The organism is Cryobacterium sp. TMT1-66-1 (assembly GCF_004403435.1).
Classification (GTDB): Bacteria; Actinomycetota; Actinomycetes; order Actinomycetales; family Microbacteriaceae; genus Cryobacterium; species Cryobacterium flavum.
In genome coordinates this window covers 264,699-283,827 of record NZ_SOGP01000009.1, presented here as the reverse complement: position 1 = coordinate 283,827, position 19,129 = coordinate 264,699, and the positions used below count along the sequence as shown (strand labels likewise).

General features: G+C 60.7%; 13 protein-coding genes and 1 pseudogene. 4 read left to right on the top strand and 10 right to left on the bottom strand.

Going from position 1 to position 19,129, the window contains the following annotated elements; all coding sequences use genetic code 11:
* Positions 1 to 16: 16 nt before the first annotated feature.
* The 3 genes and pseudogenes from E3T29_RS07190 (at position 17) to E3T29_RS07180 (ending at position 3,699) form a co-directional block, all read left to right on the top strand.
* The gene (locus E3T29_RS07190; RefSeq protein ID WP_166792349.1) at positions 17 to 1,549 is read left to right on the top strand and encodes a PucR family transcriptional regulator ligand-binding domain-containing protein; all 1,533 of its coding nucleotides are present in this window, start codon (positions 17 to 19) and stop codon (positions 1,547 to 1,549) included.
* Positions 1,537 to 1,806: pseudogene (locus E3T29_RS07185) on the top strand (IS30 family transposase); the annotation flags it as partial. The gene E3T29_RS07190 and the pseudogene E3T29_RS07185, both read left to right, overlap by 13 nt.
* Positions 1,807 to 2,052: 246 nt before the next feature.
* Positions 2,053 to 3,699 carry an AMP-binding protein gene (locus E3T29_RS07180; RefSeq protein ID WP_134344829.1) on the top strand — a complete coding sequence of 549 codons (1,647 nt, stop codon included), beginning with the start codon at positions 2,053 to 2,055 and terminating at the stop codon, positions 3,697 to 3,699.
* A gap of 701 nt (positions 3,700 to 4,400) precedes the next feature.
* On the opposite strand, the gene E3T29_RS07175 is transcribed toward E3T29_RS07180, so the two are convergent.
* The 10 genes from E3T29_RS07175 to E3T29_RS07130 form a co-directional block, all read right to left on the bottom strand.
* A complete protein-coding gene (locus E3T29_RS07175; protein WP_241987686.1) occupies positions 4,401 to 5,297 on the bottom strand; it encodes an SIS domain-containing protein in 897 nt (298 codons plus the stop codon).
* A gap of 150 nt (positions 5,298 to 5,447) precedes the next feature.
* Complete coding sequence (locus E3T29_RS07170; protein ID WP_134344827.1) at positions 5,448 to 6,296, bottom strand: carbohydrate ABC transporter permease; 849 nt, start codon at positions 6,294 to 6,296, stop codon at positions 5,448 to 5,450.
* Positions 6,293 to 7,051: a carbohydrate ABC transporter permease gene (locus E3T29_RS07165; RefSeq protein WP_241987685.1), complete on the bottom strand. Its 759-nt coding sequence runs from the start codon at positions 7,049 to 7,051 to the stop codon at positions 6,293 to 6,295. The genes E3T29_RS07170 and E3T29_RS07165 overlap by 4 nt, the downstream gene beginning before the upstream one ends.
* Before the next feature lie 206 nt (positions 7,052 to 7,257).
* Positions 7,258 to 8,562, bottom strand: coding sequence for an extracellular solute-binding protein (locus tag E3T29_RS07160; RefSeq protein ID WP_134344826.1), 1,305 nt, complete (start codon positions 8,560 to 8,562; stop codon positions 7,258 to 7,260).
* Entirely contained in the window at positions 8,559 to 9,491 is a 933-nt protein-coding gene (locus E3T29_RS07155; protein ID WP_134344825.1) for a BadF/BadG/BcrA/BcrD ATPase family protein, read from the bottom strand. The genes E3T29_RS07160 and E3T29_RS07155 overlap by 4 nt, the downstream gene beginning before the upstream one ends.
* Before the next feature lie 214 nt (positions 9,492 to 9,705).
* The gene (locus tag E3T29_RS07150) at positions 9,706 to 10,947 is read right to left on the bottom strand and encodes an ROK family transcriptional regulator (RefSeq protein ID WP_134344824.1); all 1,242 of its coding nucleotides are present in this window, start codon (positions 10,945 to 10,947) and stop codon (positions 9,706 to 9,708) included.
* Between the two features lie 482 nt (positions 10,948 to 11,429).
* Complete coding sequence (gene speB / locus E3T29_RS07145; protein WP_134344823.1) at positions 11,430 to 12,395, bottom strand: agmatinase; 966 nt, start codon at positions 12,393 to 12,395, stop codon at positions 11,430 to 11,432.
* 217 nt (positions 12,396 to 12,612) lie between these two features.
* A complete protein-coding gene (locus E3T29_RS07140) occupies positions 12,613 to 13,938 on the bottom strand; it encodes an MFS transporter (protein ID WP_134344822.1) in 1,326 nt (441 codons plus the stop codon).
* An 867-nt stretch (positions 13,939 to 14,805) separates the two neighbouring features.
* Positions 14,806 to 16,134: an MFS transporter gene (locus E3T29_RS07135; RefSeq protein WP_134344821.1), complete on the bottom strand. Its 1,329-nt coding sequence runs from the start codon at positions 16,132 to 16,134 to the stop codon at positions 14,806 to 14,808.
* Between the two features lie 16 nt (positions 16,135 to 16,150).
* Positions 16,151 to 17,806, bottom strand: coding sequence for an amidohydrolase (locus E3T29_RS07130; protein WP_134344820.1), 1,656 nt, complete (start codon positions 17,804 to 17,806; stop codon positions 16,151 to 16,153).
* Positions 17,807 to 17,927: 121 nt separating this feature from the next.
* Between E3T29_RS07130 and E3T29_RS07125 the strand changes: the two genes are divergently transcribed.
* Positions 17,928 to 19,094, top strand: coding sequence for a CdaR family transcriptional regulator (locus E3T29_RS07125; protein ID WP_134344819.1), 1,167 nt, complete (start codon positions 17,928 to 17,930; stop codon positions 19,092 to 19,094).
* Positions 19,095 to 19,129 lie beyond the last annotated feature (35 nt).

The following is a 19,129-nucleotide window of genomic DNA, read 5'->3' as shown; positions in this document are numbered from 1 at the left end:
GAACGGATCTTGCCTCGTGATCAGCCTGACTCAGCTCTGTGAGAAGTTGGGCAATGCCCTCCGCACGGTCGACGGAGATCCGGTCGCCAGGATCAACCTCACCGGCGTGCATATCTCCGAGCTCACAGACCCGACACCGTATTTGGAAGGCGGGGAACTCCTGCTGACCACAGGCATTCCTCTGGCCGGTGAGCCCGACAGCCTTCGCGACTACGTGACTCGGCTCGCGTCTCGTGGCGTACTTGCCCTGGGGCTAGGCCTCGGTGCTGGTACTGACGATGTGCCCGCCCAACTTGAAAGTGCGTGTGCGGGAGCCGGAGTAACACTCCTCATCGTGCCTGCGAGCATCCCGTTTATGCACATTTCCCGCACCTACTGGGACCTGGTGGGCAAAACAGAACAGGCCGACCTCGCGGCCAGCCTCACTCTTCAGACTTCACTGACGCAGGCTGCGACACGGCCCGAGGCCGTCGCCGCGGTGGTGAAGGTTCTGAGCAATGCCCTGGGCGGCTGGGCCGTGTATCTTCCCGCCGATGGTTCAGCGGAAACGTACTGGCCACCGGAGGAGAACCGCGTCCTGCCTCAGCTCCGGGAAGAAACGGCCCGCCTCGGCCTCGCCGGAACGCACTCGGCGGCCACCTTCCCGCTGGACGGGATGGACGTCGTTGAGTACTCCATTATTGCTGACCGGCGCACGGCGGGTTTCCTGGCTGTCTGTGCGGGTCGGCCCCTGCGAAAGGCGGATCGGCAGTTGATGCTCACGGGATGCATGCTCCTCGCCGTGGCTGCCCAGCGAGAGTGGCAGCTCACTCGGGCGAACTCGGTTCTCGGCACCACGGCAACGACGCTGGCGTTGAACGGTTTTGTCGATGCTGCGCGTCTTGTAGCTGGAGATCTGATCGGTTCCCCGCTGGCTGAACGGGTCCGGCTCCTGGCCATCCGGGGAGACAACCTTGAGGCGCTCACCACCTCAGAACTCGCCGATCAGGTCTCAGCCATGCTGTCTGGTGAGCCGGCGATGCGATTAGGCGACAGCATCCGCCGATGCCGCCTTCGCTCAATGGAAGACGGCGTCTGTTTCCTCATTCTGGAGACCCGGACAGACCCTGACCCTGCCGAAGAATCCGGGAACCCGGTTGAGGCAGCAGTGTCGCGCCGACGCGCCCAACCTGTTCCGTTCGCGGCGGCGCTCAGCCGGCCCATGCCGCTCAGCCAGTTACCGGGCAGCACCGACGACCTGCGTCGGTCTTGCCTGCTCGCAAGGGTGGGACAGATCTCCACGGGCCCGGGCCTACGTGATCCTCGTGCCGTCGAGTGGGTGGCCCGGCTCACGGCATACTCCCGGGCCGATCTCGTGGCAACCGTGAAAAGTTACATTCGGAATCAGGGCCAGTGGGAGGTCGCTGCCCGGGAGTTGAAGCTCCATCGCAATTCCCTGCGGCACCGAATCGGCATTGCAGCGAAACTACTGGACGCCGATCTCGACGACCCTGACGTGTCGGCGAATCTCTGGCTAGAGCTCCGCAGAGTCGGGGCCGGAAATCGCTGACGTGGGACCAAGGATCGGAGATGGTCGAGTACCTTCAGTTCAAGGAGGAAACGACGATCTCGGTCTACTTCTGCGATCCACATTCGCCGTGGCAACGAGGCTCGAATGAGAACACAAACGGGCTCATTCGCCAGTACTTCCCCAAGGGCACCAACCTGAATCTCCACAGCCCCGAACGACTGGCTGAAGTCGCGACCAAGATCAACGCTCGACAAGGAAACAGCCCACATTTGATCGAGTGTTGCGAGGTTGGCTAGAAAACACCCAGCTTGTCATGGCCACCGACACTCGCCCACGCCTCGGGCGGTAGTGAAGCCGACGAGGATGCGTTCGCGAATCAAGTCACGTTCAGTAAACGCGGAGCCCTGACCAGTCAGGGAATTGGCGATGATGACGCCGCATAAGTGACATGGAGAGTCGGGCGGACGGTCGACTGGTGAAAATTGGCTCGTCGAGCACTGTGGGTGATACCGTGCACGAGTAGCGATCAAAGGAGATCAGCCATGTCGTCGTACACACAAGTGTCCTCAGACCTGCCCCTGCTGGAATGCACCATCGGTGATCATTTTGAGGGAATCGTTGAACGATTCGCCCACCGTGACGCCCTGATCGAGGTAGCAACCGGACGACACTGGTCCTATTCAGAACTCAATTCAGCAATCGACGACTTTGCGCTCGGCCTTATGGGCTTGGGCGTCGAACGCGGAGACCGAGTCGGTATCTGGTCGCCCAACTGCGCCGAATGGACGATCGTTCAATACGCCACGGCCAAGATCGGTGCGATTTTAGTGAACGTGAATCCCGCGTTTCGCATCTCTGAGTTGGAATACGTTATCAGGCAGTGCGGAATGCGGATGCTCATCTCCGCCCCATCCGACAAAAACAGTGACTATACAGCCATGGCCCGAGACGCCTTCATCAGCTGTTCAGATCTGCACGAACTCGTCTTTATCGGCACCGATACCGACCCGACCCGATCGGGCGAATTCGACTACACCGCCCTCATCACAGCCGGCCATACCGTGTCACTCCTGGACCTGCGCCACCGTATGAACGAACTGACAGCGAACGACCCGATAAACCTGCAGTACACCTCGGGTACGACCGGATTTCCTAAGGGTGCCACCCTCACCCACCGCAACATTCTCAACAACGGCTTCTTCATCGGCGAACTCCTCAACTACACCGAACACGACCGGGTCGTCCTCCCCGTGCCCTTCTACCATTGCTTTGGCATGGTCATCGGCAACCTCAACATCTACTCACACGGTGCCGCCGCTATTCTTCCCGGGCGCAGCTTCACCGCAACAGCTGCCTTACAAGCCGTGCACGATCACGGCGGCACCTCACTCTACGGAGTACCCACGATGTTTATGGCCGAACTAGCCCTCCCGGAATTCACCACCTTCAACCTCTCCACACTGCGCACCGGAGTGATGGCTGGGTCAACCTGTCCGGAAGCAGTGATGAACCGAGTGATCGACGAAATGAACATGATCGACGTGGCTATTTGCTACGGCATGACCGAAACCGCACCCGTGTCGACAATGACCAGAAGCGAAGACACCATCACCCAACGCACCTCAACGGTCGGTCGTACGATGCCACACCTGGAAAACAAGATCATCAACATCACCACCGGCGAAACGGTCGAGCGCGGCAAGATCGGCGAATTATGCACCCGCGGCTACAGCGTCATCTCCGGCTACTGGAACGAACCAGACAAAACTCGAGATGCAATCGACCAGGAGGATTGGATACACACCGGTGACCTCGCCAGCATGGACACGCACGGCTACATCACCGTAGAAGGACGCATCAAGGACATGGTCATCCGCGGAGGCGAAAACATCTACCCACGCGAAATCGAAGAATTCCTCCTGCACCATCCATCAATTCACGACGTGCAAGTCATCGGAGTACCCGACGAAAAATACGGAGAAGAACTCATGGCCTGCATCATCCTCAAACCGGGCGTCGACCCGATAACCGCCCAAGACCTAGCCGCCTTCTGCCACGGACGCCTAGCCCACTTCAAAATCCCCCGGTACACCGACGTTCGAGACAATTTTCCCCTCACAGTATCCGGCAAGATACGCAAAATCGACATGCGCAACGAAGCAATAGCCCGACTGTCAACCACTTCATGACCTGACCCCAAGCTGCACCCGATAGTTAGGCGGCGTCCCCGAGGTACTGCCAGCGATTCTCCGGGCTCAACACCCCCAGATCCACCAGCTCCCGCGCGGAACGGTGATCACCACGCTGATCACTCGAACGCGGGTACCGCGGCCACACCCACTCACCCGGAGCATTCGCATCACGAATCAACGGCCGGCTCGACACGCCCACTCGGTTCGGTCGAAGCCGCGGGGCAGCTACCCCGACAACGCGAGCGGCCAGGTCACACAGGTCCCGTTACGCCCGCACCCATCCCGCCACATGTTTCACAATCAATCGGTGATGACGCAGACCGCTAAAGATCGTGACGGTATGACGCGGACTAACCCCAAGCAGCCGTGTTGCCGTGTCGATAGTCAGGACAGGGTGCTGGGCCGGCAGGCATTTTTGCATTAGCGCGCAGCCGCCAACCCGAAAACGCCAATCAGGCACACTCGCATCGTTAAAAACCGAAGGCCGGCCGAGTATTTCTACTCAACCGGCCTGTTCGCTTGGATTTCATGAAAACGAAACTTCAATTTCCTGAAACACCTACAGTGGGTGTTTCAGCCTATTCGGGAGACCTTGCTCCGACTGGGAACTTTCTGGCTTGCCCTCGAGCCATTCCAAGTTAAGGGTGAAATCGTTCCAGGGCACCTTTAACCCTTGAGTTTCGCTGTTCCCGCACGCGTCAGCTGAGCATCGCGATCGGAATCTTGGTGTCGGGCTGTTCATAAATGAATTGCTCGATGGGGAACGGTTTGTGCAGGATTGCTTCCGCCAGCACGAGTTGGGCGAACACGATTTCAACAATGGGCCGCACGAACCCGGCTAGGCAGCTGTCCAAACGAACTACCGTGAGGTTCGGGTGCCCTTCGTTCGGTACGTCATGAGCTGTCGTCATCACCACGACGTGAACGCCCGCATCAAGAAGTGATCCCGGGATGGTGAGTTCGCGTTCGTCTCCGAAGATGATCACTACGGTTCCCGCTGCAACAGACTCCATGGGTCCGTGAAGGTACTCGTAGGTTTCAAAAGCACCCGTCGGGATTCGCAGGCCTTCGCGAATCATCAGCGCTGTCTCCAGAGCCGAGGCAAACGATGTACCCCGGCCGACGACATCGATGTCGGTTGCTGCAGCTACGAGGCTGGAAACAGCTCGGGCCACCGGCGCGAAATCTGCCAGGGCATTCTCGACGATCTCAGGGATGCGGGGCACATTGGAATCGGCCGGGAGCACGCCGACCTTTTCTAGGAGTAGCGCATAGGCCATAAGCGTCGCTGTGTAGCCAGCGGTATACACAGGGGAGTCCTCGAAGCCGCCGAGGCCGAGCGGCACGTCAATGACCTCGGCAATTTGTGCTTGCGGAAAGTTGCTGATTCCGACCCGTGTCCCCTGTGTCAGACGGCGTGCCGCCTCGATCGTTTCGGGGCTCCGCCCGGATTCCGAAACGATGATGTAGTGATCCGCCGGCTGAAAGCCGACCGCTGACAGAAGTACGTCGGATGCTGTCAAGCTCACTGCCCGGTAACCGGCCTGGGCGAGAAGCGACACCAATGCCCGTCCTGAATGACCGGATGCGCCCATTGCGACGACCGCTATGGTCTCGTCGACAGGCCAATCGTGAAGCGCGCCGTGCGCCAGATCGAGGGTGAGCGTGTCATACGCAAGCTGGAGGGTGAGGGGTTGCTTCATCATCGCGTCAACGAATGGTGCTTTGCCTGACATGGGTTTTTCCTATCCTTTTACTGCGCCGGATGCCATGCCGCTGACGACATAGCGCTGGAAGATCACTGCCACGATCAGTGGCGGAAGTGCCGCGAGAATGCCACCGGCCGCGACGAGCCCGAAATCCGTGGTGTATCGACCGGCGAATTCGCTGAGGGCCACGGGAAGTGTCTTGGCCACGTCCGACGACGTGAAAATGAGCGCGTACATGAATTCGTCCCACGCCAGCAGGAATGCGAACATGATCGCCGCGAACAGTCCCGGCTTGGCGGCGGGCAGAATAACCCAGAACAAAGCACCCAGTCGAGTCGTACCGTCGATGCGCGCTGCCTCTTCAAGCTCCTCGGGAATGGTCATGAAGTAATTGCTCAGCACCCACAGCACAAAGGGGATGACGATGGCACAATCCACCAGGATCAGGCCCGTCTTCGTGTTCAAGAGTCCCACGGAATTAAGAATGAGATACAGCGGAATGAGCAGGGCGATTTGCGGGAGCATGTATGACGCCAGAAACGTCGTAAGGATGGCGCGCCTGAAACGGAACTTCAAACGGGCAAATGCATAGGCGCCCAGAATTCCCACGATCATTGAGATCGTGACGGTTCCCACGGCCACGATTATGGAGTTCATCATGGCAGCACGAAACGTTGCCCCGACTCCCTCAGAGCCGCCGGTGAAGATCTGCGTGTAACGGCTGAGGTCCAATTCGTCCGGAATCCACTGCAACGGAGTCGTGATGAGGATCCGCTGTGGCGTGATGCTCGCCATGACCATCCAGAGGAACGGGGCAAGAATAACCACTGAGGTAACAACGGCCGCCACGTGCACCAGAAAAGAATTGCGCCGGGCCCGCTTCACAGGAGACTCATTTCTGACCGGCGGAGCAGTCGCAGATAGATGGCGCTCAGGGCGAGGATGACGATAACGATCACGTAGGACAAGGCTGACCCGACGCCGAAGTTTTGATCGGAGAATGCCGTTGTATAGGCGTAGTAGGCGATGGTTTGGGTTCCGTTGACCGGACCACCCCTGGTCATGACATAGATGATGTCAAAGACTTTGAATGCTTCAACCGTGCGCAGCACAAGCACAATCGAAATCGAGGGGATCAGCATGGGCAGCACGATCGACCGAAAGATGCGCGGCCAGCTTGCACGATCGAGCTTGGCGGCCTCATACAGTTCGTTCGGGATTGCCGTGAGTCCGGCGAGCAGGAAGAAGGCAACGAGCGGAGTCGATTTCCAGACATCCGCCAGAATGACCATATTGAGCGCGGTTGTCGGATCGCCTAACCAGGCCTGGTACTGGTCGATAATTCCGAGTTGGCTGAGCAACGCGTTGAGCGGGCCGTACTGGGCGTTAAAAACACCCTTCCACATGGCCGCACTGACGATCGTGGGGATGGCCCAGGGGATGACCACGATGGCCCGGAACAGCCAGCGGGCACGAAGTTTCGCGTTGAGCAGCCCAGCCAGAATGAGACCGAGGCACAATTCCAATGATGTCGATATCAAGGTGAAATAGAGAGTGCGCCCCATAGACGCCCAAAACGTGCTGTTGGAGAGCACCGCCAGATAATTGTTGAACCCCACGAAGGGGGTGTCAGTCGCCAACGCCGAAGTGACCTCGAAAAAGGAAATCAACAGGGTTCGAAGGATCGGGTACACGATCACCCCGAACACTGCAACGCCCGCCGGAATAAGTAACCAGAAAGCCAGTCGAGCCTGGTTCTCTCGCTTCGACCGTGCCGGACGAACCCGTCGCAGAGACGCGGCCGGAGGGCTTTGGGGTGTTTTGGCGTTGGCGACTGACATTTTCACTAGCCGATGGTCGCGTTAGCGGCCTCGACTGCGTCGTCCATGGCTTGCTGCGGTGTCTTCTGGCCGAGCAGAGCATTCTGGATCTCGACCTGCAGAATCTGGGACACCGAGTTGTAGTTGGCAACCGTCGGGCGCAGGATCATGCTGTCGTATGCGACGCCGGCCGCTGCGAATACCTCGGGGTTTGACGCGGCGAGGTCTGTCTTGGTGTAGCTCGACTTCCAGTTGGTCATCGAACTCGTCACGTACTTCTCCTGCACGCTTTGGCTGGTCATGTACTCGATGAATTTCCACGCTGCGGCCTGATTGGTGGACTGGGCTCCGATCGAGAGCGCCATCGAACCATTGACGCCAGGGTGCTCTCCCGACGGACCGGCGGGGGTCGGAAGAACGCCGACCTTGCCGACCACCGTTGAGATCGACGCGTCGTTCGAGTCACGGAAAGTCGACTCCCAGTTCAGTGCCATCGCGGTCTTGCCCGCGGCGATGGACTTGCTGACGTCATCTTCCAGGAAAGTGATGGAGGCGGGATCGGTCAGCCCGTCATCGATGGTCTTCTTCATCCAGGTGAGCGCTTCCACACCGGCTGCGTCGTTCACAATGAGATTGCCATCAGCATCGGTGAAGGCTCCCCCGAAGGCGCCGAGAAGCTGCGCATAGTCGCAGATGAGGGCTTCAGCCTGTGACCAGCTCCAGGAGAGGGGGTACTCGACGAGTCCGGCAGCTTTGATCTTGGCGGCCACAGCGAGGGCACCGTCCCAGGTCGTGAGGTCGGCCTCGGCCGCCCCAACCGCGGCAACCATCTCCGAGTTGAAGTAGAAGAGCTTGGTCGAGGGGCCCCACGGGGCGCCGTAGTACTTCCCCTGATATTCAGCGGATGTCAGTGCCCCGCCGAGCATCTCGTCGGCCCACGCAGCTGGGAACCTGTCAGTGACGTCCGTGATGAGCCCCTTGGAGGCGAAATCGGCCGGCCAGATCACGTCAAGGTGAACGACGTCATAGGTTCCGGCGGGAGCCGAGGTGACGATTTTGTCGTGCAGCGCCTCGTAGGCGACGAACGTCGGTTCCACCGTGATCTCAGAGTTTTTCGACTCAAAGTCAGTGATCATGGCGTTGACGTTGTCCTCGGAGTAACCCGCCTGCTTCATGAAGAGGGCGTTGATGGTGCCGGTTCCATCCCCTTCCTTCGATTCGCTCGACGTGCTCGCTCCGGTGAGGCTGCAGCCGCTGAGGAGGAGCGCGCCCATGGAGATGAGACCGATCCCAACGGTGAGACGGTGAGTTCGTGCGTTCTTGATGGTCATGTGTTCCTCCGTGATTCGTCGAGCTGATGGGTGGTTGTGAGCTGTGAGGGGTGCATCCGTTGTGCGATCGCAATGGCGCCGACGACCGGAGCGACCCGAAGCAGGCGCAGGCTCAAGGTGCGATCAAGTTCCGCGATATGACGTTCCAAGGCGTCAAACAGGCGTGGCTGGTTCGAGATCACCCCGCCGGCACAGACGACGTCGGTGCCCAGCGCGCCTCGTGCTCGCACCAGGCCGACCGCCGTGGCGAGTTCCCGCGCCGCTTCATCGATCACCGTCGCTGCAAGCCGGCTGCCCGCATCGGCGGCAGCGAACAGCAATGGTGCGAGCGCTCCCCATGTCGTGAGCCGCGAATCGGCGGAAAACTCATATGACATTGCAACTTCATCGTCAACGCCGAAGTGTTCCATCAATGTCTGACTCAGCAGACCTGGGGCGCAGCCTTCATCGCGTGCCCAGAGCACGGCGCGCACGGCATCGCGAGCCAAGGCGGGCGCGCTTCCAGGGTCGCCCAACAGATGGCCATAGCCCCCCGCCGAGACCACCGCTCCGGCGGCATCGTGGGCGACGATCCGAGACCCGGTGCCGGCGATGACTGCGATGGCCGTGTCATATCCAGCTGCCGGACCGACCAGTTCAACGTCATTGACGGCGCGGACCAGCCCCGGCCGTTCGGCAGCCAATCGTGCTTCAAACTCGGCGCACTGCCATGCGCTGTCCAGCCCATGAGCACCCAGGGCCAAGGGCGCGGTCTCCGACCGAGGCACACTGGCAAACAGTCCGAGAAGGCGAGTGGCGTTGCCCGCGTCATCGAGCAGGCCTCCCCAGCGCCATGAGCTCGTGAGCACCGTGGCATCCAACACGATTCGCCCATTGGCCTCGACGCGGGTGTGCGTTTTGGTTCCACCGATGTCGATGCCAACGTACATTCTTACCCCACCCCCGCGTGAAGTGAGCCGATGTGCTGGCCCGTCGACAACTTTCATATCATAGTGATAAGAAGTTGTTTAGAACCTACCCACAACCGCCCTCGCCTGTCAAGCGAATCCTCCCGATAGCCCCGGATTGAAACCAGCGGAATTATGAGCCCATGCGCAATCGCGCCCCGTCTGGCTCCGGAATGGCAGCAGTGATCGCGAACGGCTAACCCGCCAGGTAGGCAAACCCGTTGACTTCAGCAGCTGCCAGCTCGGCCGCACCGAGAATGACGGAATCTTCCCGTCTGGTCGCCGCCTCCAGCCGCGGAACGCGGATGATTCGCCCGGTGAGTCGTTCCTGGATGCCGGGGATCACACGGTTCGTCACGCCGACCAGTCCGCCGCCGACGACCACCAGTTCCGGGTCAAGAATGATGACGATCGCGGCAATCGCTATTGCCACCATGTCGAGGATCTCCTCGGCGATCTCCCGAGCGGCAACGTTGCCGTCATCGGCAATCCCGAAGATGTCGTCGGCCGTCATCAGGCCCGTGGGAGGTATCGGTATGCCCTTGTCACGTGCTCTTCGGGTGAGCGCGCGTGGGCCGATTCGATCCTCGAGATCGCCCAACTCGGGGTGGGCCTTCGAATGCGTCAGGGACGCTCGATCCATCAGCAGGTATCCGATTTCACCGGCTTCGCCGAGGGCACCCCGGTGCAGCTCACCGTTTGTGATGATTCCGGCGCCAAGGCCATTTTCAAGAAAGAGAGCGACAAGACTTTGCAATCCTCGGCCGGCTCCCCGGTGGAGTTCACCGAATGCCAACGCGTTGGCATCATTCTCGACGACCACCGGTACTGCTGATCGTTCACGCAACAAGCGCCCCAGCGGCACGTCAGACCAGCCGAGCTCCGTTGTGTGCCCGACCGTACCGTGAGGTCCGGAGACAACTCCCGGTACGGCCACACCAACGGCAAGGCATGGGGAACCCATGCTTTTGGAGGTGGCGATCAGATGATCGAAGAGGTCGAGGGTCGACTTGAGATGCGCTTCGCGATCAGCCGGGATCGCCGTTGCGTCATCGGTTGCGTCGCCACCGAGCAGGAACTGCCGTGGCCTGAAGAGCGCTTCGCGACGATAGACGACTTTCCCGTCAAAATCCATGAGGAGCCCCGCGGCGCGGTCCGGATGCAGCTGTATGGCTGCGACCAGCTTCGATCCCCCGGCGTAACTCAACAGAATGGATGGCCGACCACCCGTGGAAGGCTCGTGTCCTGCCGCGCGAACGCTGCCCTCCTCGATCAGCACTGCCGTGAGCCTATTGATCGTCGCGGAACTCAGACCTGTCCGGACTGAGAGTTGCTGCCGGGAAAGTGCGCCTGATTTCCGTAACTCCTCAATGATTGCGGTTTGATTCACTCGTGCAACCGCGCTCGTCACAGCTGTGTTTTTCTTGCGATTGGACACGGAACTCCACTGCTCACTGGTGGGCACTCAGATGTGCTAGATCTTTTCTATCACACTGGACCCTGAACGCCCGTCGGAGACGAATTCCCGTCGTTTTTTTCCAAGGGGAACGGGCTCGTGCTACACCGACGATTCCGTTCCGCGCCGTGGAAACCGCCGACGTGCACGTCCGCGCCGGCGACGGTCCGAACCCACTGGGCGGCCATATCCTCGTCGCCGGCAGCTAGTGAGCCACCTGGACGCCCCAGAAGTTCATCGCCGCCGCCAATGAATACAGCTACCCGCCCATCCCGAAAAGTGTTGACCGCTCACCACGCACGCTGCTTCGCTGCTGCATGAACACCGAGCCGGTTCAACGGTTCATTCTTTTGATCGGCCCGAGCCGGCCGACTGGCCAGATTCGTGCCAGTTCTTCTCGCCTGCCATTACTCGTGAGCGATCTGATTCCCGGGCGGTCAGACGGTTCTGTTTCCTCGTCGCGGCTATTTCGATCGGGATGGACGCGTCTTCTGTTGCTCGGCCATGATGCTGATGAACTCGTAGGCGAGATTTGCCGCTGCCACCGAGGTGATCGCTGCGTGATCATAGGCTGGTGCCACTTCAACGATGTCTGCCGCGACGATCTTATTGTGCCGAAGACCACGCACGACGGCCAAGAGTTCACGGCTGGTCATCCCACCTGCTTCCGGTGTTCCTGTCCCCGGCGCGTGTGCCGGGTCGAGGACGTCGATATCCACGGAGACGTAAAGTGGGGTGTCGCCTACCCGTTCGAGGACACGTTCGAGGATGCCATCCACTCCGATACGGTCGAAATCACGGCAACTGACGATCGTGAAACCCAATTCCTTGTCATCGATGAGGTCTTTTTCATCGTAGAGCGAGCCACGCACGCCAACATGAACCGAGCGGTCCTTGCGAATGAGGCCCTCTTCGGACGCACGACGAAACGGAGAGCCATGTGTGTACGGCATTTCGAAGTAGGTGTCCCACGTGTCAAGGTGCGCGTCGAAATGGACCAAGGCGAGCGGACCGTGCTCGCGGTGGGCAGCGCGGAGAGCGGGCAAGGCGATCGTGTGGTCACCGCCGAGTGAAACCACGGGGGCTCCGTTTGACATGAGTTCAGCCAGCCCCGCCTCGATTTGTGACAGTGCCTTGGGTATGTCGAACGGGTTGCAGTCAATGTCTCCGGCGTCCACCACCTGTGAATCAGAGAAGGGTCTGTTTTCCAGGGCAGGATTGTAGGGACGCAGCAGTCGCGATGCTTCCCGGATCGCGGACGGTCCGAATCTCGCTCCGGGCCGAAATGTGACCCCGGCATCGAAGGGGATCCCCACGACTGCGATGTCGAAGTTCTCGACATCCTCGCGTCGCGGGAGGCGGGCGAAGGTGGTCAGCCCGGCGTAGCGCGGGGATTCCTGGCCATTTACCTGACCGATGATTTTGTTCATACTAGAAGACTCGATTCGTGTGCGGGGCACTGTTCACCCCGGTTGTCGTGACGATGACAGTGTTCAGATCACCGACTGAAGCGTTCATTGGATCGTGAGGGTGCGAACTCGGGGTCCGAGGCGTGCTCCGATTTTCGTGCCGCCCTGTCTTACCGTGGTCGCGGCCAGTGGCGACTCGGTCTCGGGCGGTGAGCGGCTCCTGGCCGTGCGGTGCGTGCTATCGCAGCTCTGCCACAGGGGTGCCTGTAACAATGCTGTCCGCTACGGGGAGGGCGACAGTCAGTTTTCTCGTCGCCAACACACAGCCTGCAGCGACACCAGAGAACACCGCGAGGTAGCAGAAGATCAGCCAGGGTGAACCACCAGCGATGCCCAGGAGAGTGGGAAGAACAATCGGTGTCAGCGCTCCAGCGGTTAGCGCCGCACCCTGGTAGGCGAATGATGTGCCGGTGTAGCGCACGTTGACCGGGAAGATAGACGACAGAATGCTCGCCATCGGGCCATAGTTGCATGCCGTGAACAGGGCGGTCATTGACAGCATGACCGTGATGACGAGCATTGAGCCGGTGTGCGACAGCAGGTACAGCGGAACGGCGATCAATGTGATTCCGACCAATCCGACGATGACGACGTATTGGGGTTTCCACTTGTCGCCCAGAAGGCCGGCCAGTGGCATGAACGCCATTTCGAACAGGCCCGCAACGATCAGAGCATTCAGGACAAGCGCCACTGGAACGCCAGCCTGCTCCGTGGCGTAGGCGAGGAAGAACGATGACGTCACGTAGTACCCGCCCGTGGCCACAAGCATGGCACCGATGCCAATGAGGAGTCTCTTGGGCATTTTAGTGAGCACCACGCGAGCCGGCGCCTTTGTGATCTCGCCTTTCGCGACTGCGCGCACGAACTCAGGGGACTCGCCGACCTGAAGACGAATGACCAGTCCGATGATGAGCAGGACCGCAGAAGCAACGAAAGGAATTCTCCATGAACCCGCGACCAGGCCATCTCCGATCATCTCTGAAAGGGCGAACATGGCGGCTGAGAGCGTCGCTCCGACGGCTGATCCAAGCTGTACGAACGAACCGAAGAACGTCCGACGGCTTGCGGGGGCATGCTCGACAGCCAAAAGGGCAGCGCCGCCCCATTCTCCGCCCATGGCAACTCCCTGCAGCAGTCGCAAAGTGATCAGGAGGAGCGGAGCGAGTGGGCCAACTGTCTCGTAGCTCGGCAATAGGCCTATTCCGACGGTGCCGAGCCCCATGAGCATGAGTGTGGCGACCAGCACTGGCTTACGGCCGCTCCGGTCACCGAGGTGGCCAAAGATGAATGCACCGATTGGGCGCCCGAGATAACCAAACGATGTCGTTCCGAAAGCAACGATCGTGCCGATAACCGGATCCATATCCGGTGGGAAGAAGAATTGTCTGAAAACCAACGCTGCTGCGGTGGCATAGATGAAGAAGTCGTACCACTCGATGCTCGTGCCGGCGAGTGCGGCGAAAGCAGCTTTGCGAGGCCGTGCATGTGAGGCTTTCGTATTCATGGACCTTGTCCTTACTCGGTTCTTATATCGAAGGCTTGCTTCGTGGAGTTATCCTCTAACGAATCAACATTGATTCATTCGAAGATAATGCGAAACAACAGCGTTCCGCCTGCCCAAATTCGACACCAATCCATTTATTCTCAACAGAGCAAAATAATCGACATGCGCTCAGAAAGACTGCATTTAGCTGCAAATCTGAAATATGTTACTTGAGGAATTGTCGCCGACTGGGGCTTCCAATCTCATTTCCCTGCGTCTTTGCTAGTTCAATTCCAATAGAGTTGCAACATTTTCTTTCATGATAAGCGCACGAATTCCGGGCTTTATCGGAAACTCCTGAAAGTCCGTAATCCATTAATCCGCGCACAGCAGCGATACATTCAACCCCCGCGCACCGAAAGCTTCATCGTGCCCAGCTGCAGGCCCGTTCGCGTGTGAAAGCCTGATACAGGCTGATCGAGGGGCCCGCGTTCTCACTGTCGGCGATGTCGAGCCCAAGGAACCTCCCATCGGTCATCCGGGATCACGCGGATTGTGATGATGGCCGCCTGCGCCGCCGACGAAAATTCCCAATCCGTCGGTCGAGCGGAGCTGAGACCGCAAGAGGACTGCCTTCACCCACCTCCAAGACATAGTGGTGCTCGCCCTGACAACCAGATGCAGCGCCCAGTGCCGGTCCGGCAACAAGACACAGCCTTGACGTACCCGAGGCCGTGGGTGCCGACCAGCCAGCGAAGAGATGGAACGGCCTGGCGGCTGCAGACCCAGCTTCAGCGATCAAATCCGATGAGACCATGACGGCCGCCACACACGCGGTGACGGCCGCCATCAACAAACGGAAGCCAGAGGGGTGCCGCCCAGTAGCAGCTACTCGATTATGTCCATGTCCTTTATCTTCAAGCGCCCACCGAAGTAGCCGCCCACCGAGGTGATCAGGGCGACGACGGCGAGGATGGCCGCCGCGGGCCACGAGGCTTCGTCCGAGAAGCTGAGCATGGCGAGTGCCAGGAACGGCAGAAACCCGCTGAGAGCGCCGGCAATGTTGTAGCCGAGGGCCACGCCGCTGTATCGCAGCCGGGGTGGAAAGAGCTCGGTTAGCAGGGTGCCCGACACCGCATACGCGGTGGAGAGTAGCGCGATACCGAGCGTGATCGCGAAGATCACGGCTAGGGGGTGGCCGGTGTCGATGAGCCAGAAGATCGGTAAGGCTGCGACGGCTGTGGCGATGCCGCCCCACATCGTGACTCGTCCGGCGCCGAAGCGCTCTGCCACGCGCCCCATCATCAAAATGACGCCGATCTGTACGACTGCCGCGATCAGGGTGGCGTTCACGAGCAGAGCCCGATCCAGTTCCAGAACGCTCACGCCATAAGTGATGGCGAACGTGGTCATCACATAGAACCCACCGACGCCCAGAAAAGCGGCGGCAATGGCCACAAGCAGTCGGCCCCAGGCAAACTTGAAGACGTCGACGGCAGGAATCTTGGCGCGCTCTTCCATTTTGACTAGTTCCTGGAAGATCGGCGATTCTTCCACCTTCAGCCGAATGATGACGGCAATCAGGAGCAATGGAAAGGCGGCGAGGAACGGCAGGCGCCAGCCCCAGCTGTCGAAGGATTCCGCTGGGAGCAGCAGTACCAGAGCAAAAGCACCGGCCGACATGAGGGTACCCACCGGGGAGCCGACCTGCACGAGCGCCGCGAACCGACCGCGCTTCTTCAGTGGTGCGTGCTCCACGGCCAGCGTCATCGCACCGCCCCATTCGCCGCCCACGGCCAGCCCCTGAACCAGGCGCAGCACCGCGAGCATCACGGGAGCAGCCAGGCCGATCGTGCCGAAGTCGGGCAGCACGCCGATCAGTCCGGTGGCGAACCCGATCATGATGATGGTGATCAACAGTGCGGGCTTGCGGCCCACCCGGTCACCGATATAGCCGAACAATATGGCGCCGATCGGGCGGGCTGCGAAGCCGACACCGAAGGTAGCCAGGGCGGCGAGGGTCGCTGCCGTCGGGTCGAGGGTGGTGAAGTAGAGCCGGTTGAACACCAACGCGGCGGCGGTTCCGAATAGATAATAGTCATACCATTCAAGCGCGGTACCGACGAAGGCAGCGCGTGCGATGCGGCCGGCGTCCTTGCCGCTGAGCTTGGGTCGCGCCCCAACCTCGGCGGCCGACGTATCTGCTGTGGTAGTCATTTCAGGCTGTTCCTTACTATTCGTGATCAAAATTGCAGGTGAGAGTGGATACGAGGGCATCGCCGTGGATGCAAGCGCCATCCACGAAGGTGGCCAAAACTTCGATGCGCCCAATTGCTTCGGGAGCCACCTCGGCCGGATGCTCGGAGAGCATGACAAAGTCGGCGAGCTTTCCAGTAGCCAGCGTCCCGCGGCGTTCTTCGTCGCCGGCGATCCAGGCAGCGTCGACCGTGTATGCACGCAGGGCCTGATCTGCGGTCACCGTCTCTGCCGATCCCACGGTAGCGCCGCTTGAGGTGCGCCGTTGCACCATGGATTGCATGCCGAGCAGCGGTGCGCCGAGGGCGATGGGGCGATCGGAGCTTCCGGGCACGCGCACCCCGTGCTGCAAGAAGGTGCGGTGTCGGTAGACCCAGTCTGCGCGGTGGGCACCGACAGCAGCAGCCATTGTGTCACCCACCTCGTAGAGAAAGCGGGGTTGCGGTATCGGGGTTATACCGAGGTCAGCGAACCGTGAAACCTGGTCGGGTCGTACGATGCCGGCGTGTTCGATGCGGTGCCGCACCGTGGGGCGCGGGTGCTGGCGCTGGGCTTCGGCAAAAGCATCGAGCGCTACGTCGATGGCCTGATCCCCGATCGCGTGTGCCGCTACGGTCCAGCCGGCGCGATGCGCGTCGATGATGCGCGTCGTCAGCTCCGCGGTAGAGAGCTGAAAGCTGCCCCGTCCGTGACCGTGGTCGCAGAACGGTTCTGTCACCGCAGCGGTGCGCCCGATCAGAGAGCCGTCGATGAAAATTTTCATCGCACCGAGCCGAATCCAGTCGTCGCCAAACCCCGTCGTGAGACCCAGGTCGAGGCCCACGGTGGCGCGGTCGTCAGCGTGTACCGCGAGCGAATGCACCGCGTCACTGGACACCATTAGTTGTACACGGGTGCCCAGCGTGCCGCTCTGCCGGGCTGCTGTATAGGCGGCGAGTTCAATTGGGCTGCGCCCAATCCAGCCAGCACCGATGCCCGCCTCGGTCACGTGGGTCAGGCCCTCGGCGGCATAGGCAGCGCTGGCCCGGCCGATCGCCGCTGAAAGGTCATCGGTAGAATAGGGCAGCAGTAGCGCACTCGCCAGGGTCTGCGCTTGCTCCTGCAGCAGCCCGGTGGGCCCCTCGGCGTCGCTGACGACCATACCGCCGTCGGGCACGACCGCAGTCCCGTCGAGAATGCCCGCAAGCTCAAGCACCGCCGTGTTCACCACGCACATGTGGCCCGAGCGGTGTTTCAGCCAGACTGGCCGGCGGCCGGCGGCCTCGTCGAGGCCATTACGGTGCGGGTGAACGCCGAGTACCGTGTCATCGTAGCCAGACGCGATGACCCAATCGTCGGCCGACAACGACGCCGCCCGGACCGCTACGGCCTGATATACCTCGTCGACGGTGGTGCAGCCGCTGAGGTCCAGCTCCGAAAAGGTCTGCCCGAACCAAGCCATGTGATTGTGAGAATCGCCAAATCCGGGCACAATGACCCTGCCGCCGCAGTCGATCGTGGTCGTCGCGGTCAGCCGCGCGACCTCATCGTCGAAACCTACTATTCGACCGGATAGTATTCCGAGAATCTGTGCGCTCGGCCGCTCGTTCTCCAGCGTAAAAATGCGCGCGTTCGTCAGTTTGACGTCAAGCATGGTGTTCCCCCCTGGTGGTGCTGAGCCCGGTCGCGGGCAAAATGGCATTTCCTAATGGTGCGCGCACGCCAGAAAACGCACAATGGACGACCGCACCCATCTGGGAACATAGTCTGGGCAAATGCACAATTCACCCAACACTCTCGCCACTCGCGAACCGGTGCACCCGGTCATGAGCGAAGTCGTCCGTACGTGTCTCGATGACATCGACGAAATTGCCACGACTTACCTCACGCAGGTGCGTACGGTAGCCGGCTACAGCCAATCCATGCTCGCTGCCGACGACCTGCGTAACACCGCCGTTGCGTCGATGGAGCTGCTGCTGCGCCTCATCGGACAGTTGCCGCTGACCGAACGCCTGCTCGTGCTGTCTGAAGAATTGGGGCACCGTCGCGCTCGACAGGGACTGCCCTTGGAGGCGCTCCTGCAAGCGGTGCGGCTGGACTTTCGCATTCTCTGGTCGGCGATGCTGATTCGGGTGTCGCTCGATGATCTGCCGGAGTTCACCCGCGGTGCCATCGCCGTTTGGGAGGCCGTGGAATTCCACACCATTCGGGTGCATGCCGGCTACCTCAATGAGCTGGCCAGCCTGGCGCAGGAGCGCGAGCAGCAGAAAACATTGCTGCTGAGCCGGCTGCTGCTCTCCGATGGCAAAGACACGCCGCTGCTCAACCAGGCCGCGCGGGCGCTCGGCGTCGATGTCGGCGGCATCTTTCTCGTCGCCGTAGCTGGCGCCGAGGGGCACCACGCACTGCGAACGGCGGCTGCGCGGAATCAGTCGCAGAAGTATCTGCACGAACACGAGGGAGCTCTACTCCTTCTAATCGAGTACGCTTCGCGCGCGGCGGCCACGATTCCGTCCTGGCTGCACACGGTCCCGTGCGGGGTGGCACCGGCCGTCGAGGGGTTGGCTGAGGTGCCGCGAATGGCGCGCATAGCCGACGATCTGGTCATGGCCAGTGCGGGGAAACTCGGGATGACCACGGTGCAGAGCGGCTGGGGCCGGGTCTCGGCCAACAAGCTCGGCGAGTTCGGCGCCGTGCTGGCCGACTCGGTCTTGGGTCAGCTGGCCAACATCTCCGCGCATGAGCGCGAACGCCTGCTCGCCACGATCACGGTGCTGTTCGAGTCGGGTTCGGTGTCTGCCACAGTGGCAGAGCTGTACTGTCATCGCAACACCGTCCTTAACCGCCTGAGCCGGTTCAAGTCGCTCACCGGGCTCGACCCGGGTCGGCCGGGTGATGCGGCCATCATCCAGGCGGCTTTGCACTGCAACGCCGTGCGATAATTCCGTTCCGGATGTGCGCGTGCACAGTTGACACT